16 protein-coding genes, 1 tRNA gene and 1 pseudogene are annotated in these 20,724 nt (G+C 55.5%); 10 read left to right on the top strand and 8 right to left on the bottom strand.

Annotated elements, in window-relative coordinates; all coding sequences use genetic code 11:
- Positions 1-259: 259 nt before the first annotated feature.
- The 6 genes from ACUVSA_RS06675 to ACUVSA_RS06700 all read right to left on the bottom strand — a co-directional run bounded on the left by ACUVSA_RS06675 (position 260) and on the right by ACUVSA_RS06700 (position 9,428).
- Entirely contained in the window at positions 260-3,130 is a 2,871-nt protein-coding gene (locus tag ACUVSA_RS06675) for a DEAD/DEAH box helicase (RefSeq protein WP_445894230.1), read from the bottom strand.
- Positions 3,127-4,578, bottom strand: coding sequence for an EH signature domain-containing protein (locus ACUVSA_RS06680; protein ID WP_445894231.1), 1,452 nt, complete (start codon positions 4,576-4,578; stop codon positions 3,127-3,129). Before ACUVSA_RS06680 ends, ACUVSA_RS06675 begins: the two co-directional genes overlap by 4 nt.
- Positions 4,571-5,389, bottom strand: a complete 819-nt coding sequence (locus ACUVSA_RS06685; RefSeq protein ID WP_445890444.1) for an OmpA/MotB family protein — start codon at positions 5,387-5,389, stop codon at positions 4,571-4,573. The genes ACUVSA_RS06680 and ACUVSA_RS06685 overlap by 8 nt, the downstream gene beginning before the upstream one ends.
- A gap of 76 nt (positions 5,390-5,465) precedes the next feature.
- The gene (gene zorA / locus ACUVSA_RS06690) at positions 5,466-7,196 is read right to left on the bottom strand and encodes an anti-phage ZorAB system protein ZorA (protein ID WP_445894232.1); all 1,731 of its coding nucleotides are present in this window, start codon (positions 7,194-7,196) and stop codon (positions 5,466-5,468) included.
- Positions 7,197-7,738: 542 nt separating this feature from the next.
- Positions 7,739-7,814, bottom strand: a tRNA-Ala gene (locus ACUVSA_RS06695).
- Between the two features lie 405 nt (positions 7,815-8,219).
- Positions 8,220-9,428, bottom strand: a complete 1,209-nt coding sequence (locus ACUVSA_RS06700; RefSeq protein WP_445894273.1) for a nitronate monooxygenase — start codon at positions 9,426-9,428, stop codon at positions 8,220-8,222.
- 115 nt (positions 9,429-9,543) lie between these two features.
- Between ACUVSA_RS06700 and ACUVSA_RS06705 the strand changes: the two genes are divergently transcribed.
- Entirely contained in the window at positions 9,544-10,563 is a 1,020-nt protein-coding gene (locus ACUVSA_RS06705; RefSeq protein ID WP_445894233.1) for a peptidoglycan-binding protein, read from the top strand.
- A 260-nt stretch (positions 10,564-10,823) separates the two neighbouring features.
- Positions 10,824-10,979: an NADH-ubiquinone oxidoreductase-F iron-sulfur binding region domain-containing protein gene (locus ACUVSA_RS06710; RefSeq protein ID WP_445894234.1), complete on the top strand. Its 156-nt coding sequence runs from the start codon at positions 10,824-10,826 to the stop codon at positions 10,977-10,979.
- An 87-nt stretch (positions 10,980-11,066) separates the two neighbouring features.
- On the opposite strand, the gene ACUVSA_RS06715 is transcribed toward ACUVSA_RS06710, so the two are convergent.
- Positions 11,067-11,369 carry an FmdB family zinc ribbon protein gene (locus tag ACUVSA_RS06715; RefSeq protein ID WP_445894235.1) on the bottom strand — a complete coding sequence of 101 codons (303 nt, stop codon included), beginning with the start codon at positions 11,367-11,369 and terminating at the stop codon, positions 11,067-11,069.
- Between the two features lie 301 nt (positions 11,370-11,670).
- On the opposite strand from ACUVSA_RS06715, the pseudogene ACUVSA_RS06720 reads away from it, so the two are divergent.
- The 5 genes and pseudogenes from ACUVSA_RS06720 to ACUVSA_RS06740 all read left to right on the top strand — a co-directional run bounded on the left by ACUVSA_RS06720 (position 11,671) and on the right by ACUVSA_RS06740 (position 16,262).
- Positions 11,671-12,650: pseudogene (locus ACUVSA_RS06720) on the top strand (BMP family lipoprotein).
- A gap of 165 nt (positions 12,651-12,815) precedes the next feature.
- Entirely contained in the window at positions 12,816-13,967 is a 1,152-nt protein-coding gene (locus tag ACUVSA_RS06725; protein ID WP_445894274.1) for an ATP-binding cassette domain-containing protein, read from the top strand.
- An 18-nt stretch (positions 13,968-13,985) separates the two neighbouring features.
- On the top strand, positions 13,986-14,207 hold the full coding sequence (locus tag ACUVSA_RS06730; protein ID WP_445894236.1) for a hypothetical protein: 222 nt from the start codon (positions 13,986-13,988) through the stop codon (positions 14,205-14,207).
- A gap of 7 nt (positions 14,208-14,214) precedes the next feature.
- Positions 14,215-15,249, top strand: coding sequence for an ABC transporter permease (locus ACUVSA_RS06735; protein ID WP_445894237.1), 1,035 nt, complete (start codon positions 14,215-14,217; stop codon positions 15,247-15,249).
- Positions 15,225-16,262: an ABC transporter permease gene (locus tag ACUVSA_RS06740; RefSeq protein ID WP_445894238.1), complete on the top strand. Its 1,038-nt coding sequence runs from the start codon at positions 15,225-15,227 to the stop codon at positions 16,260-16,262. The genes ACUVSA_RS06735 and ACUVSA_RS06740 overlap by 25 nt, the downstream gene beginning before the upstream one ends.
- Before the next feature lie 224 nt (positions 16,263-16,486).
- On the opposite strand, the gene ACUVSA_RS06745 is transcribed toward ACUVSA_RS06740, so the two are convergent.
- Positions 16,487-17,014, bottom strand: coding sequence for a ferritin family protein (locus ACUVSA_RS06745; RefSeq protein ID WP_445890435.1), 528 nt, complete (start codon positions 17,012-17,014; stop codon positions 16,487-16,489).
- A 354-nt stretch (positions 17,015-17,368) separates the two neighbouring features.
- On the opposite strand from ACUVSA_RS06745, the gene lpxK reads away from it, so the two are divergent.
- From lpxK to ACUVSA_RS06760, 3 genes are all read left to right on the top strand, one after another.
- Entirely contained in the window at positions 17,369-18,502 is a 1,134-nt protein-coding gene (gene lpxK / locus ACUVSA_RS06750) for a tetraacyldisaccharide 4'-kinase (RefSeq protein ID WP_445894239.1), read from the top strand.
- Between the two features lie 18 nt (positions 18,503-18,520).
- Complete coding sequence (locus tag ACUVSA_RS06755) at positions 18,521-19,822, top strand: DUF401 family protein (RefSeq protein ID WP_445894240.1); 1,302 nt, start codon at positions 18,521-18,523, stop codon at positions 19,820-19,822.
- A 79-nt stretch (positions 19,823-19,901) separates the two neighbouring features.
- Positions 19,902-20,723 (top strand): DUF2760 domain-containing protein, encoded by an 822-nt coding sequence (locus ACUVSA_RS06760; protein WP_445894241.1) that lies wholly within the window; start codon positions 19,902-19,904, stop codon positions 20,721-20,723.
- The last annotated feature ends 1 nt before the right edge of the window (position 20,724 follow it).

The raw sequence follows: 20,724 nt of genomic DNA on the forward strand, positions 1-20,724 counted from the left end.
TGCGCAGAAGACGGAGGCGTCTTCCATCCCATCCCGAAAAATATCGGCAGGACCAGACGGCGCAAAAGCCTTTAGGGCTTCTTAGAACAAACCGAATTGAGTCAGAAACGGCGTTTTCCACCAAGCGCCCAAGTGTCCCCCCTCTTGCTCGAGCTGGATGGATCTTGCCTGCCGAACGAAGCCCTCTTCTTTGGGGTGCAGAAATACGGCCCGCATCGCCTCGTCAAGGGCTTGATGAGCTCCTTTACTTGTAGCCCGATCAAAATTCGACGGCGTTTCGATAGAGTTGCTCCGTGTCTTGTTCCGTGTAAGCCGGAGGTATCAGGAGTGTCCGACTCATGGTTCTTTTGCGCTCCAACAACTCGTGCAACTTGATGTCAAAACTGTGTTTTTCTCCATATTCGGGATGCACCGCCAAGGGATAATAAATGGTTACATCCCGATTCTGGCCGATACGATAGGCACGGTCATTACATTGGTCCTCCACAGCGGGGTTCCACCAGCGGGAAAGATGAATCACGTGGGTGGCTGCCGTGAGGGTTATGCCCACTCCTCCTGCCTTCGGCGATAAGATCATCACCCCGAATCCATTGCGATCTTTTTGAAAGTCATCCACCAGTTGCTGTCTTTTGGGCCCGCTTATGTTTCCACTGATAATGGGAACGCGCTGGCATCCGTAGCGCCTTTCAATGATTTCCGCCAAGATGGTTTGAACTGCCAGATATTCAAGAAAAATTAAAACCTTCTCCTGCATTTGTTGGATTTGGTCCAGAGTCTGAAAAGTTGCCTGAAGCTTCGCCGATGCTCGAATATATTCCTCGTCGTTCATCCCTTCTGGATGCATGGTTGGATGTAATGAGGTGGCTTTCAAATGTTGCAAAGTGGAGAGCATAAGCCCTTTACTCTGGTCACTCATGCGCGCTTTGTTGACCCATTTTGTGTAGATCTCCGCTTGTGAATCGGTCATGATCACTTCAATTTTCTTCTCGATCTTCCTGGGTTTTTCTTTCCAGTGCTCTTCCTTGTTGCGTCGTAGCAGCAAAGGGTGAGAAGGTGGCCTTTCCGTTTCCCTTTTGAGTTCAAGAAGCTTTTCTTCCTCTGGAAATCGATCCGGCATATATTTTCTCTGGAAATCCTTAAGCGACCCGAACCGTCCGGGTTGCACAGTGTCAATGATGCACCAGAGGTCTGCCAAACTGTTTTCCACGGGCGTTCCTGTGAGTGCCAGGGTAAATTCCGCTTTCACGGACTTGGCCATGTCGCTGACCACAGAGAGCGGGTTCTTGATTTTTTGGGCTTCATCAAACACTACGACCGCCCAATATGTGGAAAGGAAATAGTTGATTTTGTCACGGAGCGTTTCATAGGTGGTGAGCACCCAAAGTGCGAGTTTGAATGTCTGCTCAGCCTGCCTCAGGCTTTGAAAGCACGAACTATTCCCTGTGCTTCCATGAGCTCGAACCGGTATGTGCCACCCGGCTGCTTGAAGGTGCTTGCGTGCCTCAGCCTCCCAGTTGGACAGCAACCCTGTGGGAGCCACCACAAGGAATGGCTGTTGGCGCAGTCCGCCATCAATTTCCATGTTTTGTCTGAGAACGTCCAAGAAGGCCAGAGTTTGAAGCGTTTTGCCTAAGCCCATGTCATCCGCCAAAAGAGAGCCCGAGCTTCCACTGGTCCAATGCTTTTTCAGCCATTCTAAACCTTGCTTTTGATGATCCAAGAGCGTCGTGCCCTGGACTAATCGAGGAGGCACATCCTTTAGCGGCCTTGATTGGGCGATGATCCCTTTTTCAAAGGTCTTTTTTTCCAAGTTGTCTTCGATGATAGGTTTGATGTCGGGTCCACGAGGCCCTTGGACAGCCTTGTCGGACTTCTCTTCATGGATCTTCTTTGTTGGAATTTCTTCCAAGGCACGACACAATTCCTCAGTTAAGGTGACCTTCCGGTTCTCCCAATTGATTTCATTTGCACCCCGATCTAAAGCCGATCTCACGGCTTGCTTAAAGATGGGAATAGCATCGCCGCTGACCACCAAAAGCCCTTCTGGGGTAGGAATCGAAATTTCCTGAATGCGCTCAGGCAACCACTCTTCCCCTTCGTACCTAATATAAAAGCCTTTTTTCGGATGCCATTGCCCGAGAAATTTAATGCGCTCGCTCAAGAAAAAGGGCGTTTCTACAAAAATTTCTTCAAGGATTTCAGGATCGAAAACCCCCTCAAAGGCTTGACGTAAGAACGCCCTGGGGTTGTGCAAAAATTGCATGCGTTCATTAAAAGACAGCGTGTTCATTTGACGAACCTTGTCCAACACTTTTTCCAGCGTCGAGGACAAGGCAATAAACCATCGGTTCTTAAAACCATATCGCGCTCGAATGCTTTGAGCTTTGAGAAAGTGATCATTGAATTCCTTTTGCACCTCCGGCGGTAAGAGATCTTGGGCTTCCACAGGTGTTGGCGTTGGGACGTCCATTTGATCCGAGCGCCCGCTTAATGTTACAAAACGCGGCGTAAAGGTGACATTATCCATAAAATCTATCGTGAATCTCTCTGCCCGAACGATTTTCATCGTCTTAAGGAAGGAGTTTAACTCTGTATTTTCGGGAAGAATTTCTTGAACTCTGGCCCACCATTGGAATCGCTCATCCATATCCAAAATGGGCTTCTCCTTATACCCGTCTATAAGCTGAATAACGCCCCAAAGAGGCTGAACTAATGTATATCGGCGGTTACCATGACGAATAAGGCTCCCCGTTCTTTCCGTTCCCACCGCCGGGCGCGAATCAGGATAGACAAAGCGGTAATCAACCGAGAAATTCTGGCTGGTTAGCACTCCTTTGGTGGTAATTTCCAGGTGGAAAGGAGCCGGATCGGGCAATCCGAGCCCCTTTAATTCCCAAGATTGCAAGTGAGAAGCGGCATCGTGGGAGAGATGAACCTCAAAGCCATCAACATCCAAAGAGGCTTTTTCGTCCTCAACGAGTCGAGACAAAATGCCGACTCGTGCCGGCGCGCCGTCGGATAGCAGTGGCGTGTGCTGGATCCATTGCCTGAACGGGATTTTTAAACCCGCTGCAACACAGGTAAAGGCGTATCCATGGGCGTCCGCTTCATGCATAAGTTGAGCCGTCATGGGACATCTCCGGGCATCAAATCTTTGTAGGGAATATTTATGCCGGTGTGTTTATTGATATAGGCATAAATACGTTGCTGCCAACGACCGTATTCCGACCCGCTGTGGATCACTTCATAATGAGCGCCACTTCGCAGCTCATCTCCGGTCACAGGCACATCCGTATTGTAGAACCAACGCTTCTTCAGGGCTTGCGCGCCGTCCTCTTCCAAATGCCAGATTCTGCATTTGCCGTGGTGGCTCCATTCCGTAATGAGCAAATCTCCAATGACCAAGACGAGGACGGACTGATTGGCCATGATAGCACCGCTCAATGTCCCGCAGAGAACCTCCTCTTCGATCGCGTTTTTCGCCCGCTTTACCGCACGTAGAGCCATCTTGCCGAGAATGGGCCAAGCTTCACGAATGTACCCCCGATCTAAGAATGCCCCCCAAAACGCCTTGCGATACATCCATGTAGGATCTGCAGTATGGTCGAGCACCCGGAAAAAATATTCCAGAGACGCTTCGATCATCCAAGACCGAATCACTTGCATGCTTTGTTCCGAAACACCAAACCATTGTTCTCCTTGAAAACGGGGGTCTCCCAAGTGGTAGACAAGAAATGACTTGATTTTCTTTTTCATTTCTTCCGGAGCGGCTCGACGCATAAACGGCCGGAGCAAGGACTCGGCCAAGAACCTCTTTTCAGTGGAATACCTCAGGCCCTTGGTGGTGTTATCACGCTGAGACCACTGCATCAGGCGGTCCAACTGTTTCATGGTGAGAGCATCTGAGGACAAGCGGGACTCCACCGTTCTGAGCCCCGCCACATAAGCCCATCTCGAAAATCCCTGGTTTTCAAGTTCTCCTTCGAGCTTCGCCGATCGCAGGATCTCTTCGGGCGCTTGATCCCCATCCAGCACAGCTTCGGCGAATTTTTCCGGACCGTTTTCTTCCAGGAGGTGATATTGAGAGGCGGCGTTGAGCCATTTGCGCAGGCGCAAAGTATTTGAAGACTCAAGAAGATTGTGCATGGCCTGTCGCCACAAATTGAAGGTAGAAAGTTTTTTAGGATATTCTTTTAAGAAAGAGAAGAGTAAAGAGGAGACGAGCGACGTTGTTTTTCTTTTCCTTAGCCAATCCAAATAGTCTTCGGAGAATGAACCATCGCCCGCGAGGACTTGGGGACGATGCATGTCAAAGATAACCCATGGGGCCATTTTGAGCTGCTTCTTGTCCATGGATGCTAAGGGCGTTCCCCGTTTCCACTGAATCCTGAGGTAGCTGTAGGTGCGGTCCAGATCGATTTTTGCCGGCGGCTTGAGTTCTGAAGGGGAAAGGAGTTCTTCGATATAAGCCGCGGCTCTGGGAAGGTGATGAGGAAGTCCCACACCGTCCGTTAATTTTCTCGGGAGGACAAAGTTGTCTAAACTTTTTTTAAAGGAGCCAGCCATCAGTTTATTCAACCTCTTTCAAAAGCTCTATCCGCTCCGGAGATGGGGGAGCCATCAAGAACCGCAAGTCGATCCGCCGGTTCAAGGGCTCTGGCGCCTCTTTCTCATGCCGAACAATGGGACGAGTCTCCGCATAGGCGCTGACACCTAGCAGAGGCTCCGCATTGGGGTTTTTCAAGTCTGCGAGCGTTGGTTCAGCCCGCAGCATTTCCAAGTAGGTGACGATGCTTCTCTTGGCGGACAATTCCCAATTGTTCTTAAATTGCCCACCCTCCCGTATGGGAACATTGTCCGTATGACCTTCGATCAGAATCGCTTCGAGAGTCCCAGGCCGAAAGTTGTCCTGCGAACACGTGGGCGGCCGTGGGGCTGAATGGCTTCCCGCGTAGCATGGCACGGTCGCACGGAGGGCGAGAGCGAGTTTGCGCAGATTCTCCTTTCCTTCGGCCTGCAAGTCCGCAGATCCCAGAGGAAAAAGAATTTTTTCAGGCAGACGTAGGACTCCTTGATCCTGATCCACATAGACCTGCAGACCTTGTTTTTCAAGAAACGCTTTGACCTCCTCCAGCAGCTGGGCGCGGGCTTCGCGTGTGTGGGTAAGTTCCTGTGTCTTTTTTCTGTAATCCGACGCCAAGCTTCTCAACTTCTCTGCGACATGTTCATTGTTTCTGGTGGCTTGCTCAAGAGCTTCCGTCTTCTTCAATGTTTCTACGTGAAAATTTATGACAAAAACCATTAGAGTAATAATAAATAGGAAAAGAAGTCCACACATCATGTCACTGACGGAAATCAGATAACTTTGCCCGCCGTCTTCCCCTTTCATTGCATATCTCCCTTCCATATGAGTTAAAAATGAACTGATAGCAACTCATCCGTGAGGTGTGATCCGTTCGCTGGCACTATGATGGTTGTCTTCGAGAATTCAGTGCTTCGTTCAACTCCTCGATCGCTTCCTGGAGTTCTTTCACTGCGCCGCCAAAGCTGGTTGTGATTTGCCCCGTATGCTCGTCCAAAGCTTTCACGTAGTCTTTTGTATTCGCAGCGAAGCTTTCCAGGCCGTTGGTCAGGATGATGAAAACGCGATTGAGCGCCGCATCTACGTTTTCAAAGCGACTTAAATAACTATGCCATTGATTTTTGATGGTTTCCTGCACTTGATAAAACTGGTTTAAACCGTCATTGACTTTGGCGGCCAGACTTTGAAGTGATGCATGGGTATGGCCCGTTTCTTGGGCGATTCTCTGCATACGAGTAGACACATCGCTAAGATGCTCTGAAACAGATGCAAATTTTTGCGACAGATCGTTGACATGCTCGACGGCCTCCTTCAAGCCCTTCAGTGTGATCTCCGCATCATTCAACACAGTTCGAAAGGTCTGCCCTGCTTTTTCCAAGTCATGTAACCTTTCCGCAAATAAACCCATCAAGGCTTCGAACTCCCGACGCCCCTGCTCAAAGGTTAATCTAAGCTGGTTAGAGAGCAGCTCACCCAATTCACCTGTAGCCGTTCTCACATGATTCATGGTGTCCACCACGCACTTGGCAAATTCCTCGGAGCCGGACTTGTAGGATTCCATGATATGGGTCGATATCGCCTGCGAGGCATCCTTGAATTGCTTGTGGACATCCGCCATTTCTTGCAAAAGCGGCCTCAAGGAATTGTTCATCTTCTCCAAACTGTGGGATAAAGCTTGCATCTCCTCGCCGGCGTTCGCCGTTAACGTGTTCTTGAATTCCCGAACAATCTCTACCAGCATTTCTGTATTCGTCTGGTTGCGGTGGTCGCGCATCTCCTCGACCGCGTGAGTCAACTGTTCCAGGGCCGGGACCAGCCGATCATTCATCTTATCTCCCAGTGCACCGGCGATGTTGTAGGCAATGTGCGTCGTAAACTCCTCCAGGAAGTCCGATTGCTTGCGGAGTTCCTGCAGCTGTAGTCCGGCGAGATCTTCATGGGTGATCCGTTTGATTCTTCGTTCCAGCTCGTCATTCCAACGGGTGATGAGCCGCCTGACGCCATGAAGCTGCCGCTTTTCAAACCAGGAAAAAAGAATGGACGTGGCCAACCCCACAATCGAGGTCCAAAAGGCCATGGAAGCGCCCCCGAGAAGCCCTTCTAGAGCGTGGCGCAGTTCCTCGGCATCGCTCGAAGCCAAGCCCTGGCTTGCTCTGTAGATACCCGCAACGAGCCCCATAAAGGTTCCCAGGATGCCGAAGCCGGTGAGATAGTTGGGAACGGCGGCATAATAGGGAAGGTCTATATTGGGAGCAAGTATAGTGCTTTCATTAAAACACGAGGCGACTTCCTTAGTGTTTCGAATGGATTGGTCTTTATCTTGTGATTGCGGAAAAATAAGCGTTTCGTAAAACTCGCGCCAGAAGGGGCCAAGAGTCTTATAACTTTCTATTTCATTTGAGAAATCCTGAAGACATGTTGAAAAATCACTCATTGACGGTTGAGCCGTCACGAGATTCAGAGCTTTATTGAGTTCCTCGCTCAGCGGATTTAAATCTCGAAGAAAGCGATAACACAGGAATAGGAAGACGGCGACAATGAGGACACAAATAGTGATCACCCCGGCTCGACTCACCAGAAAATCCGCCAGTATCTGTGCGAAATGCGGTAGCATTTTTCACCCCTTTTCGAAAGTTGCCCAAGGGTACTGGCTTTCCATACCTTTCCGCTCCGCGCTAAACGGTATAACCGCTTTGCCACGATTCCGTACGTGATGGGGATGCTGCAAGGATTGAAAAGCGTATAATAAAAATTGTGTTGATATTCAACGCCTGATTACTGGTCTGGGAATGGATCCATTGCAGTGGCTTCTCAGGCCATCGAGCGTAGGCAACCAAGCGGAGGTGGGCTGACCGGGATGATTACCCAAAGCTTTTGGGCCGAGAGGCGCGGACTTTTTCTATGGCGCAGTCCATTCCACCATGGCCCAGGAGCCGCTCGATGTCCTTTCATACTTTCCGACCCGCTTTTGCCAAGCCGAGCGAGAGGCGCAAGTCAATTAAACTTCGGGCCGTCTTGGAGGGATTTGGGGGTTGAATGAGCTTCCAGATCTACGTTGCTTGAAGCGACAGGGCGAATTGTGTGTCCTACGACCATAAAAAACCCTCGGTGCACTGAGGGATGGAGGGCCATGGCAGGGGGTGAAGCTTGGAAGGTTGGTGGAGATGACGGGATTCGAACCCGTGGCCTCAGCCTTGCGAAGGCTGCGCTCTCCCAACTGAGCTACATCCCCACGTTGTGAATCGTAGATCCTTTATCGCTTTTGCAGGATTGTGTCAAGGGCAGCGTAAGTGACACCGCAAGGCTGGCCCAAACGACCCCGGCGGCTCCCTTTGGGGGTGTGGCCGTCAGGAAATGCCCGTGCAGGCATGGAGAGAGGGTGTTATGCGTCGGCAGCGAAGGAGGCCGTTTGAGAACTCGTTTTCGCCCCACGGCGATCTAGCAATTTCAACTAGTTATGGGGCAGAAACTGGCCAGAATCGGCATTCTTGGACAGGCTTCTGAGGATCACGGCACAGCTGACGTTCCCCATGAAGCCGTGTGGTGTCACGCCGTGCCGTGTTTTCACAGAGAATACGGCGGGGAAGCCGGGCGCTTTCGGCGTCAGGGGGGGAACTTTCAGCCAAGCGGCTCAAGGTCATCGGGGGATCGACCGGGGCACCTCTTTGGGCAGCGCCACCTGGTGATCGGTGCTGAACTGGTAGTCCTGAAAAACGTGTTGGGCGCTGAGAATTTGGTAAGTGCCGTCGGGATTTTTTCGCGTGGTGTCCTTGAGCTGAGAGGTGGTATGACCGCAGGTCCAGCACTGGTAGCGGCGCATATGGGTGCACAGGCACACTTTTTGACTCTTTTTGAGTTTCTCGGCGCCGCTGTTGTGACCCACCTGATAGTAGGCATCCAGGTACGCGCAGCGTCCCGAGCCGTCCGAAAGGTAGCCGTAGGCTTCGCAGGCGGGTGGAACCCTTTGGGACACGGCCGGGCAGGTCTTGAGCATGCGCATGGGGTAACCCGTGGGCGAAAGCATGTTCACTTCGATGTCTTCCGGCGTCGCTTGAAAGTAGCGCTGTTTCACCACATCCGGAAGTCCCGATTCCCTGGTGACGGTAAAGCGGGTGGCCACCTGGACGGCTGTCGCTCCCGCTTCCATGAACTCCACGGCATCGGTGCCCGTGAAGATGCCGCCCGAGGGAATCACGGGAATAGAGAGCCTTTCCTTTTTCAAAAAGTGCATGACGTCCTGAAAGATCGTTTTGAGATCGAATCGATGCCAGTCCAGGCCGAAACCCAGGTGCCCGCCAGCCAACGGACCTTCCACCACCACGTAATCGGGAGCGCGCTGAACGCGAGCCGCTCTGGCCAGAAAAAGTTTCAGAGCCCGAACCGAGGAAACGATGATGCCCAGCAGCGCCTGGCGAAAGCGAGGGTGGTCGGCCATGTGGGAAAAGCTCGCCAGGTGCAACCCCGCGCTCAGGGTAAGGCCGTCAATGCCCGCATCCAGAGCCGCCTTGAGGCGCGCTTGCAGGGTTTCCTTGGGGTTTGCCATGGTGAGCTTTTCCATGCAGTTGAGGAAAATGAGTCCTGGTCCCCGCTTTTTTTCCATGGTCTGGGTCACGTACAGCCGGGTGGCTTCCGCCACACGCGCTACCTGAAAACGCACTGAAGACTTGTCGAGTCGCTTCACATTGGCCCGATGCTCCCGCAACTTTTCCGGTACAAAGAGAGTCCCAAGCACTTGATCGGTGACCGCGGGCATCATGGCATCGGAGATGTGTCCGAGGCCGCCGAGCCTGGCGGCTTCCAGAGCCAATTCGGCCGTAGAGATGTTCACGCCCATGCCGCCGATCATCAAGGGAACCAAGGCCTCTCACGCCACGTGCCATCGAAAATTATCCAGTCTTTTGCTCACGAGCTTTGCCTTTCCGCAGACCTCGGCTTGTCTTTCCAAGGCGTCCGCACATAAAATGAATGCCATTCAGTCCCGTCTGGATATCATGAAGCCGTCTTACATGGAAGAGGCATCCGCAAAAAGGAGGGAAAATATACTGAGTGAACTGCAGAAAAAGGCCGCCCAGGCCATCGTCAACGTCTTTGAAACAGGTCGGCCTCGGGGCGACTACGGCAAAGTGACGTATCATCCTAAGGATCCCGGCCAATTGACCTACGGCCGATCACACACTACGCTGGCCAGTGGAAACCTGTACCTGCTGGTGCGGGACTATTGCGCCGCGCCGGACGCCGTCTTCGGCCCGAATCTTTACATCTATATGGATCGACTGGCCAACCGAGATCGCTCTCTCAATTTTGACGAACGCCTGAGAGCTCTTTTGGGTGAAGCAGGCCAGGATCCTGTCATGCGGGATAGTCAGGATCGGTTTTTCGATCGCGTCTATTGGGAACCGAGCCTCATTTCAGCAAACAACATTCACATCACCTCGGCTTTGGGAATCTCGGTGATCTATGACAGCCGCGTGCATGGATCTTGGCAGCGCCTGCGCGATCTCACCACGGACCACATGGGAAACCCGTCCCAAGTGGGGGAAAAGGCTTGGATTCAGGCCTATGTGCGCCGCCGCCGGGACTGGCTCGCCCAACACAGCAATGCGCTGCTTCGAAAAACCGTCTACCGCATGGAAAGCTTTAAAAGCCTCATGGACCAAGGCCAATGGAACCTGGAACTGCCCTTTATGGTGCGCGGCGTGCGCATCGACGCCTCCATGGTGCTGGATGCTCCGGTGCGCGTTTCCGCGCAAGAACCGGAGGCTGCGCGCGTGCTTCGACTGCACACACCGGCCCTTTGCGGCAATGATGTGCTTCGGCTTCAGGAAGCTCTGTGCCGTGCGGGACACACGGTCGCGGTGGACGGCGTGTTCGGGCCCGAGACGGCCCGGGCTGTTCAAGCTTTTCAAAAGGCCTCGGGACGCCTCAAAGTGGATGGCATCGTGGGGCCAGCCACACGGGCGGCTTTGAGCTTTGACGATTGACACCGCGAGCAACTTTGTGGGATGACGACAGCATGGCAACCAGGAACAGTAGGTACAGTGCAGAATAGGAGCTTTCCACTTCGGAATTTTTCGGTGTCTGGGACGGGCACGTTCATCGAGCCGACCCTGATGCCTTGAATGACGCCCAACTTGGGCCCCTTCAAACGATTCGAGAGTTTGCGCCGGGCAATCCGATTCAGGCCGTGATGGGCTGGGACGGGTTCTTTCTTTTCGATCCCAGGTCCGTGGATTGAGTGGATATGGCCCGCACTTACGTGGAAACCGTGCAGCGGGAATCCCGCGGCAAGTGCGTTCCCTGCCGCATGGGAACGGGCGTGGCGGCGGACATTTTAGGCCGAATCGCCGAGGGTAAAGAGTTGGCCACGCAGGGCGAATCCCAAGGGTTTTTTCACTGAGCAAGGTTCCCGAGAAGCGATCCAACCCTTGGCTCAAAAAAAAGCGGGTCCCGAAGGGCCCGCTTGCTGCCGAGGCATAAAGGAAGTTTATTCGCCGGACGATGACGTTGAGGACGCGCTGGAGGAAGCGTTGGACGCGCTCGTCGCTTCCGAACCGTTGCCGGATCCTGTTTCGCCGCTCTTCTTGGAATGGCTGTTGCCGTTTTGTTTTCTTCCAGCGTAGTCGGTGACGTACCAACCGGATCCCTTGAGATGGAACGTGCTCATGGAAATCATCTTGCGCACCGGCCCTTGGCAATGGGAGCACTCGGTCAGGGGCGGATCGGAAAAGCGTTGCATGGCTTCGGTGATGTGGCCGCACTGGGTGCATTCGTATTCATAGATGGGCATAACCTTCGACCTCCTTACCGATTGGGGCGAAATAACCTTGTGTGTGACGCACAAGATGTTTCGAACGCATTATAAGGTTCGATCCCGCCTTGTCAAGGCTCGACGACCTTTCGGAAAAAAGGTTCTTTAAGGAAGCGGCGATTGCATTCCCAGGCCCTTCTCTTTAGAATTTGAGCATTGAGAGCCGGTGCCGCATGCAACACAGAATTTGCCGGAAAACAAAGAATCACAGCGCGGCAGGCCGATCATCGTGGAGGGGAACATCATGGGTAAGCGAGTTCGTCTGGTGACGTGGAGCATCATGCTCCTGGCTGCGGTGCTTCTGAGGCCTCCAACGCCGACCTGGGCCGAGGAAAAGCCTTTCGTTTTCGGGCTGCTTCTGGTGGGACCGTACAACGACAAGGGTTGGAGTCAAGCGCATTATGATGCCGGCTTGTACGTGGAACGGAAAATTCCGGGCGCCAAGATGCTCTACATCGACAAGGTCAACCCCTCGAACCTGTCCAATCTCATGGTGCGCATGGAATACACGGCAAGATGATGGCCGGTTTTGTGGCGGCTCTGACCACGCAAACGGGCAAAATCGGCTACTTGGGCCCGCTGATCAATGAAGAAACCCGCCGCCTGGCGGCGGCGACCTATCTGGGCGCACGCCACGCATGGACTCAAGTGCGCAAGGAACCCGCGGACAAGTTGCATTTCAAGGTCACCTGGATCGGCTTTTGGTTCAATATTCCAGGGGTCACGGCCGATCCCACGCAGGTGGCCCACAACTTCTTCAACAGCGGCTATGATGTGGTCATTTCCGGCATCGACACCACAGAAGCCCTCACTGTGGCGTCGCAAAAGCGCAAGGAGGGTCGGAAAGCCTGGGCTGTGCCTTACGATTACAAGGGCGCCTGCGACGCCGCTCCCGATGCATGCCTGGGTGTGCCCTACTACAACTGGGGCCCGGGCTACGTGGCCCTTGTGCAAGCGGCCATGTCGGAAAACTGGAAACCCCAATGGCTGTGGCTGGGACCGGATTGGAAAGACTTGAATCACGAAGACACCAGTGCCCTTGGGTTTATGAAGGGGCCGGCCTTGAACCCCGAGGTAGCGCGCGCTTTGGACGGTTTCGTAACGGAACTGGCCTCGGGAACACTCAACCTGTTTGCCGGACCTCTGCTCTATCAGGATGGGTCGGTGTTCGTGCCGGCGGGAGGTGCGGCATCGGATCATGACATCTGGAGCATGAAACAGCTTCTGCAGGGTATGGAAGGCCAAAGCAGCGCCAAGTAGAGGGCTGGAAACCAAGGCCGTTTCTGGAAGGCGGTGCGCTTGAGCAAGCGGGCCGCCTTATGTTTTCCCATGGGGTGCTATGGAGATTGAGCTTCGAAAGATTCATAAGTTTTACGGGTCGGTGCACGCCAATCGCGGCGTCGATCTGCACGTGGCTCAGGCACCATTCACGGTGTGTTGGGAGAAAACGGCGCCGGCAAAAGCACTCTCATGAAGATTCTTGCCGGGACCATTCACCGATCTTCCGGAGAAATCCTGCTGGACGGCCGCTCAGTGGATTTTGCGCATCCGGCGCAAGCCTTTCGAGCCGGTATCGGCATGCTGTATCAGGATCCTTTGGATTTCCCCCCCCTGACCGTGCTTGAAAACTTCATGCTCGGACAACCCACGCATCCAAGAAAATCCGCCAAAACCTGGGCGAACCTTTTGGACGCCCTGTGTCGGGATTTCGGTTTTTATTTGGATCCCGAAGCCCCTCTGGAATCCTTGACCTTGGGGGAACGCCAGCAGTTGGAATTGGTTCGCCTGCTGTCCCTGGGATGCCGCCTGCTCATTTTGGATGAGCCCACAACGGGTATTTCCACGGCTCAAAAGGAGCTTTTATTTCGCGCCTTGCGGCGCGTGGCCCAAGAAGGCAGAACCGTGCTGCTCGTCTCGCATAAACTCGAAGATGCGGAAAGCTTGTGCGAACACGTCACGGTCCTGCGCCAAGGGGAAGTGACGGGATCCCTGCACGCCCCCTTTGATGTCCGGAACATTTTGACGCTCATGTTCGGTACCCCTCCACCCCCCCTGCGCAAATCGGCACGCCCCCTCGCTCGTGTCAGCTTGGAATTTCAGGAGGTGAGCGCTCCAGGAGGACGGGCGGGATTGCGTGAGGCGACGGCGACTTTTCGACAAGGAGAAGTGGTGGGACTGGCAGGGCTGGAAGGCAGCGGTCAAGGTGTTTTTTTACGGATCGCCGCCGGACTGCAACGTCCCACATCAGGACGCCTTTCCTTTTTTTGGCGAGGATTGCACGAACTGGCATCACGATATCTTTCGACGCCGCGGCGTGGCGTTCGTGCTCGAAGGCCGCCTGAAAGAAGGCCTCATTGCGGGTCTTACCCTTACGGAACACTTCGCTCTGGCCGCCTGCGCCCCCCGTTTCCGCGTTCCGTGGCATCAGGCGCGTCAGGTGGCCGAACAAAAGGTGCAGCAGTTTCGCATTCGCGGCTCAGCCCAAACTTTTGTGCCGACGCCCTTTCCGGGGGCAACCAGCAGCGCCTGCTCCTTTCCCTCATCCCTTCTGACGCTTCGGTGCTCTTGCTGGAATAGCCTACGCGGGGTCTCGATGTGGCCTCCTCGCACTGGGTCTGGGAACATCTGTTGCGCCTGGCCGACGCCGGTGTGACCGTGCTGTTCAGTTCCCCCGAATTGGACGAGATTCTTATGGTATCGGACCGTGTCCTGGTTTTCTTTAACGGGCGCATTGTGCTGAACGTGGACGCTCAGGACGCGCACCCCGACATTGTGGGGGGGGCGCCATTGCCGGTCGACTGTTTCGATGAAACCTAAGGAAAGCATGAAAACGCCTCCTTTTTCACAAACCTGCCGTCGTCTGGCGTGGATCCTGGCCCTGGCCCTGGGTCTCAGTTCTGCCGTGGTGGCCCTAAGCGGTGCCTCTCCCTGGGACGCCTACCGCCACATGCTAATGGGTTCTTCAGGATCGTGGGCAAAACTGGCCCAAGTGCTTCACGTTTGGGTGCCTTTGACCTTGTGTTCCTTGGGCCTTTTGTACATGTTTCACATCGACTTGTGGAACATCGGGGTGGAAGGCCAGGTGGTACTGGGCGCGGTGGGTGCCACAGCCGTGGTGCGCTGGGGTCTTGGTGCCCCTGCAGAACTGGTGCTGCCCGGAGCCCTTGTGAGTGCTGCGGTGTGCGGCGGGCTATGGGCGTTGGCGGCGGGACTTTTAAAGACGCGGGCCGGTGTCCATGAAATCTTCGCTGGCTTGGGCCTCAACTTCGTCGCCACAGGCCCGCTGTTGTGGCTCATTTTCGGCCCGTGGAAACAGCCGGGCATGGCCAGCATGAGCGGCACGGAAACCTTTCCCCAAGCCTACTGGTTTCCGAGCCCGGCTGGATGGGCCGTGTCCCCCTACGCTTTGGCCGCCACCGTGCTGCTGTTGGGACTCACGGCCTGGATTCTGCGCACCACCCGCATCGGGTTGGCCCTGAAAGCCATTGGCCGAAACGCCCACGCGGCTTATCTTCTGGGCCTGAGCCCTTCTCGATGGATGCTGCTGGCCATGCTGCTGGCCGGAGGCCTCGCCGGGTTGGCCGGAGCCTACCAGGCCTTGGCCGTGTACCATCGGCTCATTCCCAACATCTCCAGCCAATACGGATACCTGGCCTTGCTGGTGGTGATGCTCGCCGGAGAACACCGGGCCATGATTCCCGTTATCGCCTTTTTCTTTGCGGCCTTGAATGTGGGCAGCATTCAGTTGCCCATGATGCTGCGCATGGATTCTTCCTTGGCCGGGGTCATTCAGGGCAGCCTGGTCTTGGCCGCGTTGGCGGTGCAAGGCATGGCATGGAAGCGGAGCACATCGTCTTGAGCGACGGGCATGTTGCACTCTTTGTGTCAAGTCTTTTGGCGGGTGCGGCCCCTTTGGTGCTGGCCGCTATGGGGGAAACGCTCACAAAAAGAGCGGGCATCATCAATCTCTCCCTGGACGGCACCATTCTTTTGGCGGCCATGGCCGATTTCGTCACCGCTCTGAAAACCCAGTCCCTTCTCTTGGGATTCGGCATCGGAGCCTTGACCGGGGCCCTGACGGCGGCTGTGGTGGCTTTCATGAGCCTGCAGCTGGGCCGATCTCAAGTGGCCGTAGGCTTCGTTTTGACCCTCATGACCAAGGATCTGGCCTATTTTCTCGGAAACGCCTACGCCCGCCTACCCGGGCCGCAGGTGCCTTCCCAGCCCGTGCCGTGGCTCAAGGCCCTTCCGGGTCTCGGCCCCACCCTGTTTCAACACTCCCTGGTCACTTACGGTTCCCTGCTGTGCCTTGCCGTCACCTGGCTTTTTCTGTACCGCTCACGCCTCGGCCTGGTCGTTCGCGCTGTCGGCGAAAATCCTCAAGCCGCCTTTGCGCGGGGCATTCATGCTCGCCGCGTGCAGTTCCTGGTCACGGTGCTTGGAGGCGTCCTTGTGGGGCTGGCAGGAGCCGCCTTTTCCTTGAGCGTCAAGCCGGGATGGGGACGGCCTCAAGGCGCCGAAGGCATCGGCTGGATCGCGCTGGCTCTGGTCATCTTTGGCGGCTGGCATCCGATAAAGGTAGCCGCGGGCGCCGACCTTTTCGCTCTGTTGCAGATGCTCGGCATCACCCTGCAGGGTCTGTGGCCTTCCATTCCGTCGCAGGTCTTTCAAACCGCGCCTTTTCCGCTCATGATCTTTACGCTGGTCTTCATGCACGTGGGCGAGAGAGCTGAAATGGAACAGTGGGCGGCCGCAAAACCCTGGGTTGGGCGTCTGTTGCGGTTTTTGAGGGCACGGGCTCCACGGGCCCTCGGTCGGCCTGTGCTTCCCGACAACCCTTCGTTAGAAATCCTGAACCGCATCGTTTTCTAAGCGGCGCGTGCACTGGGTGCTCCAAGCCTGGCTGAAAAGACCTTTTTTCGGCGATCGTTCAAACCTGCATGCCCCAGGGGAAGGACCAGGTCTTGGTTGTCCGCAACTTCCCGGACCCGCGGAAGCACCTCCCTTCGATGCCGCGGATTCACTGTGCGATTCGCCTCGAAGGCACTACCTCTGCAGCCGGGCATTCGGCGCTCCCAGGATGCGGGTGATGCGGCTCAGGAAGGCGTTATCGCAGGCTCCAAGCGCAGCGCTTTTAAGCGCGTTTCCAAAACGGCCACGTGACGTTTTTCTTCGTCAAGGATCTCCTGCAGGGCTCGAGCGCTCTCGCCTTCGTCCATAAACCCTGTGAGCATCTCGTAGAAAAGGATGCTGTCCTTTTCGAACGCCAGGGCCGTTTCCAGTATCTTTTCCACGCTGTCCAATTGGGCCGGATCCACTTCCTTAAGGCTAAAGGTCTGGTCCCCGATCATGGACTGCAAAAGGTCTCCGCTCACTTCACGCACCCAGCGCTCTTCGCCTTCCTGAGCGCTCAAGCGTTGGCGCATCTCTTCAAACCATTTTCCGTGCCGGGACTCATCCTCCGCAAGGTCCTGCAAAATTTCCCGCAACTGACGATCATTCTGCAGCTCCATGGCTCGGCGATAATACCTTGCGCCGTTTTCTTCGATACGAACCGCCATCTTCAGCACTTCCACAGCGTTGAACATCCTTTGAACCTCCCATGGCTTTTTGTCTTTCTTCATGCCTGCGTTCGCAAGCCTTTGGTTCATGCTCCTTCAAAGAACCCGCCCTTTGGCGGCGAAAATGATCGTGCCGTGCGTAACGATGCCTTTTGGCATCCAGCCCCGTGTCCGAGAACACCTTTAGGAGGAACGCCGCCGGCTGCGTACCCAGCTCGATGCGGATCCCATGACCTTCCGGCTTCATGTGAAGGTCGCACTTTGGGGCGCTTCACCTATCTCACGCTGAAATGGCGCGGCCAAACATTCTTGGACACGCTCTTCGGACTGTCAAGGCGAAGGCACAAGCGCGCTTGTTCCCGGCATGGCAATTGGGTAAAAGGAAACGCTTGCGGCACGACAGCAAAAGGAGAGGCCATGAAAAGGCATGCACACACTGTGGCGCAATGGCTGTGGTACGGCGCCTCCGATCATTTCGGTCGCCGGTTCCTGACAGCGTGCCTTCGGCCCTTGGCATCCCTGTACCATGCCGCTCTTTTTACGGATCAACGCAGACGCCTGGCTCTAAGGCGCAAGCTGCGGTGTCGCGTGATCAGCGTCGGGAACATCACCGTAGGCGGCACAGGAAAAACCCCAACGGTGCTCTGGCTGGCGCAGCGTTTTCGTGAAAAAGGGTTTTCCGTGGTTATTGTGAGCCGAGGTTACGGGCGTGTGGTCTCAAAGGCGGCGCACGTCACCCTGCAGGGTTCCGTTCAGGACGCAGCGGCTCGCTTTGGGGATGAGCCCGTGCTGTTGGCTCGGCGTCTTTATCAAGTGCCCGTATGGGTGGGGGCCGATCGTTTTCAGGCGGCGCAACAGGCCCTGGAACGGCACCACGCGGATGTGGTCCTGCTGGACGACGGGTTTCAGCACCGGCAACTGCACCGCGATGTGGACATCGTCGTCCTGAATGCGGCGCACCCTCTGGGCAACGGCCTTTTGTTGCCGGCAGGACCTCTTCGAGAACCCGCGGCCCATCTCACCCGGGCTCATGCGCTGGTTTTTATCGGAGACGTCCATGATGCGGCGGCCTACCGCACGCTGGTGGAAACGTTTCGGCTTGAAGAAAAGCCGTGCTTTCGGGCCGCTCCGGTCCTCGACGGGTTCTTTCGGGCGCACACGGGGGTGGAAATGGCCTTTCAGGAGCTTGTGGACCATCCATGCGTGGTGGTGGCGGGCATTGCGCGACCTGAGCGGTTTTTTTCCGCGGTGCGATCGAGGGGAATTCCGTGCGCGCGCACGCTGGCCTTTCCGGATCATCATCGGTGGAAACCGGGCGAAGTGCGGTCTCTTTTGGAAACGATGCGCAATGTCGGCGCCCGGTGGATCCTGACGACGGAAAAAGACGCCGTGCGCCTTCCTGTGCCTTTGGCGGAACGGGCGGTTTTTGTGCGCATGGATCTGGATTTCGGGGCCGATGCCAAGCCTCTAGAAGATTTTGTCATGCCCATGGGTTTGTCATCTGCAGCAGGGATGACCCATGAATGTTCCGAGGGGGCCACAGGGCTTTAGGTCAAGGAGGCGTTTTTCGTGTTGGATTATCTTCCCGCTCTGGTGCGAGTGCTTTTGGTTTTTTGCGGCATGGTTTTGGCCATTCGTAAGAGGGTCCCTCTAGGTCACGCCTTTTTTGCGGGATCCATCTTGTTGGGGTTTCTCTTCGGCTTGGGCCCCCTGGAAGTGGCCGCATCGGTGTTTCGCTCCTTTACCCATGCCAAAACCCTTTGCCTGGCCGCCGTGGTTTCGCTCATTTTAATCCTCAGCCACAGCCTGGAAGCCGTCGGTCAAATGCAGCGTCTTTTGGCCAATTTTCAGGGCTTGGTCCGAACACCGCGGGTGAACCTGGTGGTCTTTCCGTCCCTCATCGGCCTTTTGCCCATGCCCGGCGGGGCTATCTTTTCCGCGCCCATGGTGAAGACACTGGGTGGAAATTTTCGGTTCTCGGGGGACCAGTTGAGCTACATCAACTACTGGTTTCGGCACATTTGGGAATATTGGTGGCCTCTGTATCCCGGAGTGCTTTTGACCACCACGCTGGCTGCCTTGGATCTGTGGGTGTTTGTTTCGGCCCTCTTTCCCATGACTGTTGTGGCCCTGGCCGCCGGGTATCTTCCCTTGTCTTTTGCCCGAAGCAGCGAAAGTCCTGCCAAGCCCGACGAGGGGGCGCACGAGCCCAAGCGGCCTTCCCTGTGGCCTTTTCTTCGGGAATTGACACCCATCGCCACGGTCATCGTGGGCGGCCTTGGATTAGGGTTCGTTTTGTCCCTGACCCTTCCGCCCTCAGTGCCCGTCGCCAAGGAACTGGGCCTCATCGCAGCCCTGGGATCCAGCATTCTTTGGGTGTGGCACACAGGGGGCCTGGAAGCCGCGCAACGATGGCGCCTTTTGAAACGCCGTCCATTATGGGACATGTTTTACGTGGTCGGAGCCATTTTGGTTTTCAAAGGCCTTTTGGATGATGCTCATGCGGTGGAAGCCATCAGTGCCGAGCTTTTGGCCATGAAAATTCCACTTCTTCCCATTACCGTGATCCTTCCCTTTTTTGTGGGCATGGTGGTGGGCATCACCATTGCCTTTGTGGGCACCACCTTTCCCATCCTCATTTCCCTGGTGCACAGTTTTGGAGAAAGCCAGGCCCTGCTGAGCTACATGATGCTGGCGCTCGTGAACGGCTTCCTCGGTGTGCTGTTGTCCCCCTTGCATTTGTGCCTGCTTCTTTCCAACGAGTATTTCGGTACATCGCTCATGAAAGTCCTGCGGCTGACGGCCCGCCCTTGCGCCGTGCTCATGGGCTGCAGCATCGTCTATTTCTTTCTTCTTCGACACCTGTTGTGACAACGCCTTTGGGTCCCTTGTTTCCGCCGAAATCTTTCGGTAAGCTTCGCCCTTGCGACATTGGGGCCGATGAGCGTTCATGACAACACGGAGGATCACCATGCAGCTAAAATCCAAGTTCACCTTGCAAACCTTCATCGCCAGTGCGCTCTTTCAAGGCGTCGTGTTGGCGGCCTTTTTCTGGATTGTGCACCAAGGACTTCAGAGCTTTCTCACCTGCCTGCAGCCCTTCGGCGGCAACCAAGGCGCCATGGTGCCTTCGGAACTGATGGAGGCTCTCCGCCGCTTGGAAAACCTCCTGCAGCAGGCCCGGCATTATGCCCCCTGGGTGATTTTCGGCTTGGGCGGTTTGGGCACGCTGTTTCTGTGGATCGTGGTCCAGGCCATGGGGCGCCGCGCCATCACGGAAGCGTTGGGAAAGGCCTCAGCCCCCGCAGCTTCCGCTCAGGCTGCTGTGTTCCCGCAGGAATACGCCACTTCGGAAGTCTTGCCGTCGGACATGGACCCGAAGAGCGTGGGGGCGGTCCAGCTGCTTTCCGTCCTGCAAAGACAGGGGCGATTTATCGACTTTCTTCAAGAAGATCTGAGCCGGTACGACGACGCGCAGATCGGTGCAGCGGTCCGCACGATCCATGAATCGTGCAAATCGGCGCTCATCGACTGTGTGCAGCTGGAAGCCGTCATGGTTCAGGAAGAAGGGGCTCTGGTGACCGTGCCGTCGGGTTTTGACCCCGCCGCCATTCGATTGACGGGCCATGTTGTCGGGGACCCTCCTTTTCGCGGTGTGCTGCGGCATCGAGGATGGCGCGTGCGATCGGTGCACTTGCCCAAGTTGACGGCACAGACCGGCAAAGAGCGCATCGTGGCTCCTGCGGAAGTGGAAATCACGGAAGCGGCATAAG

The sequence above is a fragment of the Desulfosoma sp. genome (genome assembly GCF_052743555.1).

Coding starts and splice junctions, on each gene's coding strand:
- ACUVSA_RS06675 (WP_445894230.1), bottom strand. CDS start 3,130: ATGACGGCTCAACTTATGCATGAAGCGGACGCCCATGGATACGCCTTT.
- ACUVSA_RS06685 (WP_445890444.1), bottom strand. CDS start 5,389: ATGAAAGGGGAAGACGGCGGGCAAAGTTATCTGATTTCCGTCAGTGAC.
- zorA (WP_445894232.1), bottom strand. CDS start 7,196: ATGCTACCGCATTTCGCACAGATACTGGCGGATTTTCTGGTGAGTCGA.
- ACUVSA_RS06700 (WP_445894273.1), bottom strand. CDS start 9,428: ATGATCGGCGGCATGGGCGTGAACATCTCTACGGCCGAATTGGCTCTG.
- ACUVSA_RS06705 (WP_445894233.1), top strand. CDS start 9,544: ATGAATGCCATTCAGTCCCGTCTGGATATCATGAAGCCGTCTTACATG.
- ACUVSA_RS06710 (WP_445894234.1), top strand. CDS start 10,824: ATGGCCCGCACTTACGTGGAAACCGTGCAGCGGGAATCCCGCGGCAAG.
- ACUVSA_RS06715 (WP_445894235.1), bottom strand. CDS start 11,369: ATGCCCATCTATGAATACGAATGCACCCAGTGCGGCCACATCACCGAA.
- ACUVSA_RS06735 (WP_445894237.1), top strand. CDS start 14,215: ATGAAAACGCCTCCTTTTTCACAAACCTGCCGTCGTCTGGCGTGGATC.
- ACUVSA_RS06740 (WP_445894238.1), top strand. CDS start 15,225: ATGGAAGCGGAGCACATCGTCTTGAGCGACGGGCATGTTGCACTCTTT.
- ACUVSA_RS06745 (WP_445890435.1), bottom strand. CDS start 17,014: ATGAAGAAAGACAAAAAGCCATGGGAGGTTCAAAGGATGTTCAACGCT.
- lpxK (WP_445894239.1), top strand. CDS start 17,369: ATGAAAAGGCATGCACACACTGTGGCGCAATGGCTGTGGTACGGCGCC.
- ACUVSA_RS06760 (WP_445894241.1), top strand. CDS start 19,902: ATGACAACACGGAGGATCACCATGCAGCTAAAATCCAAGTTCACCTTG.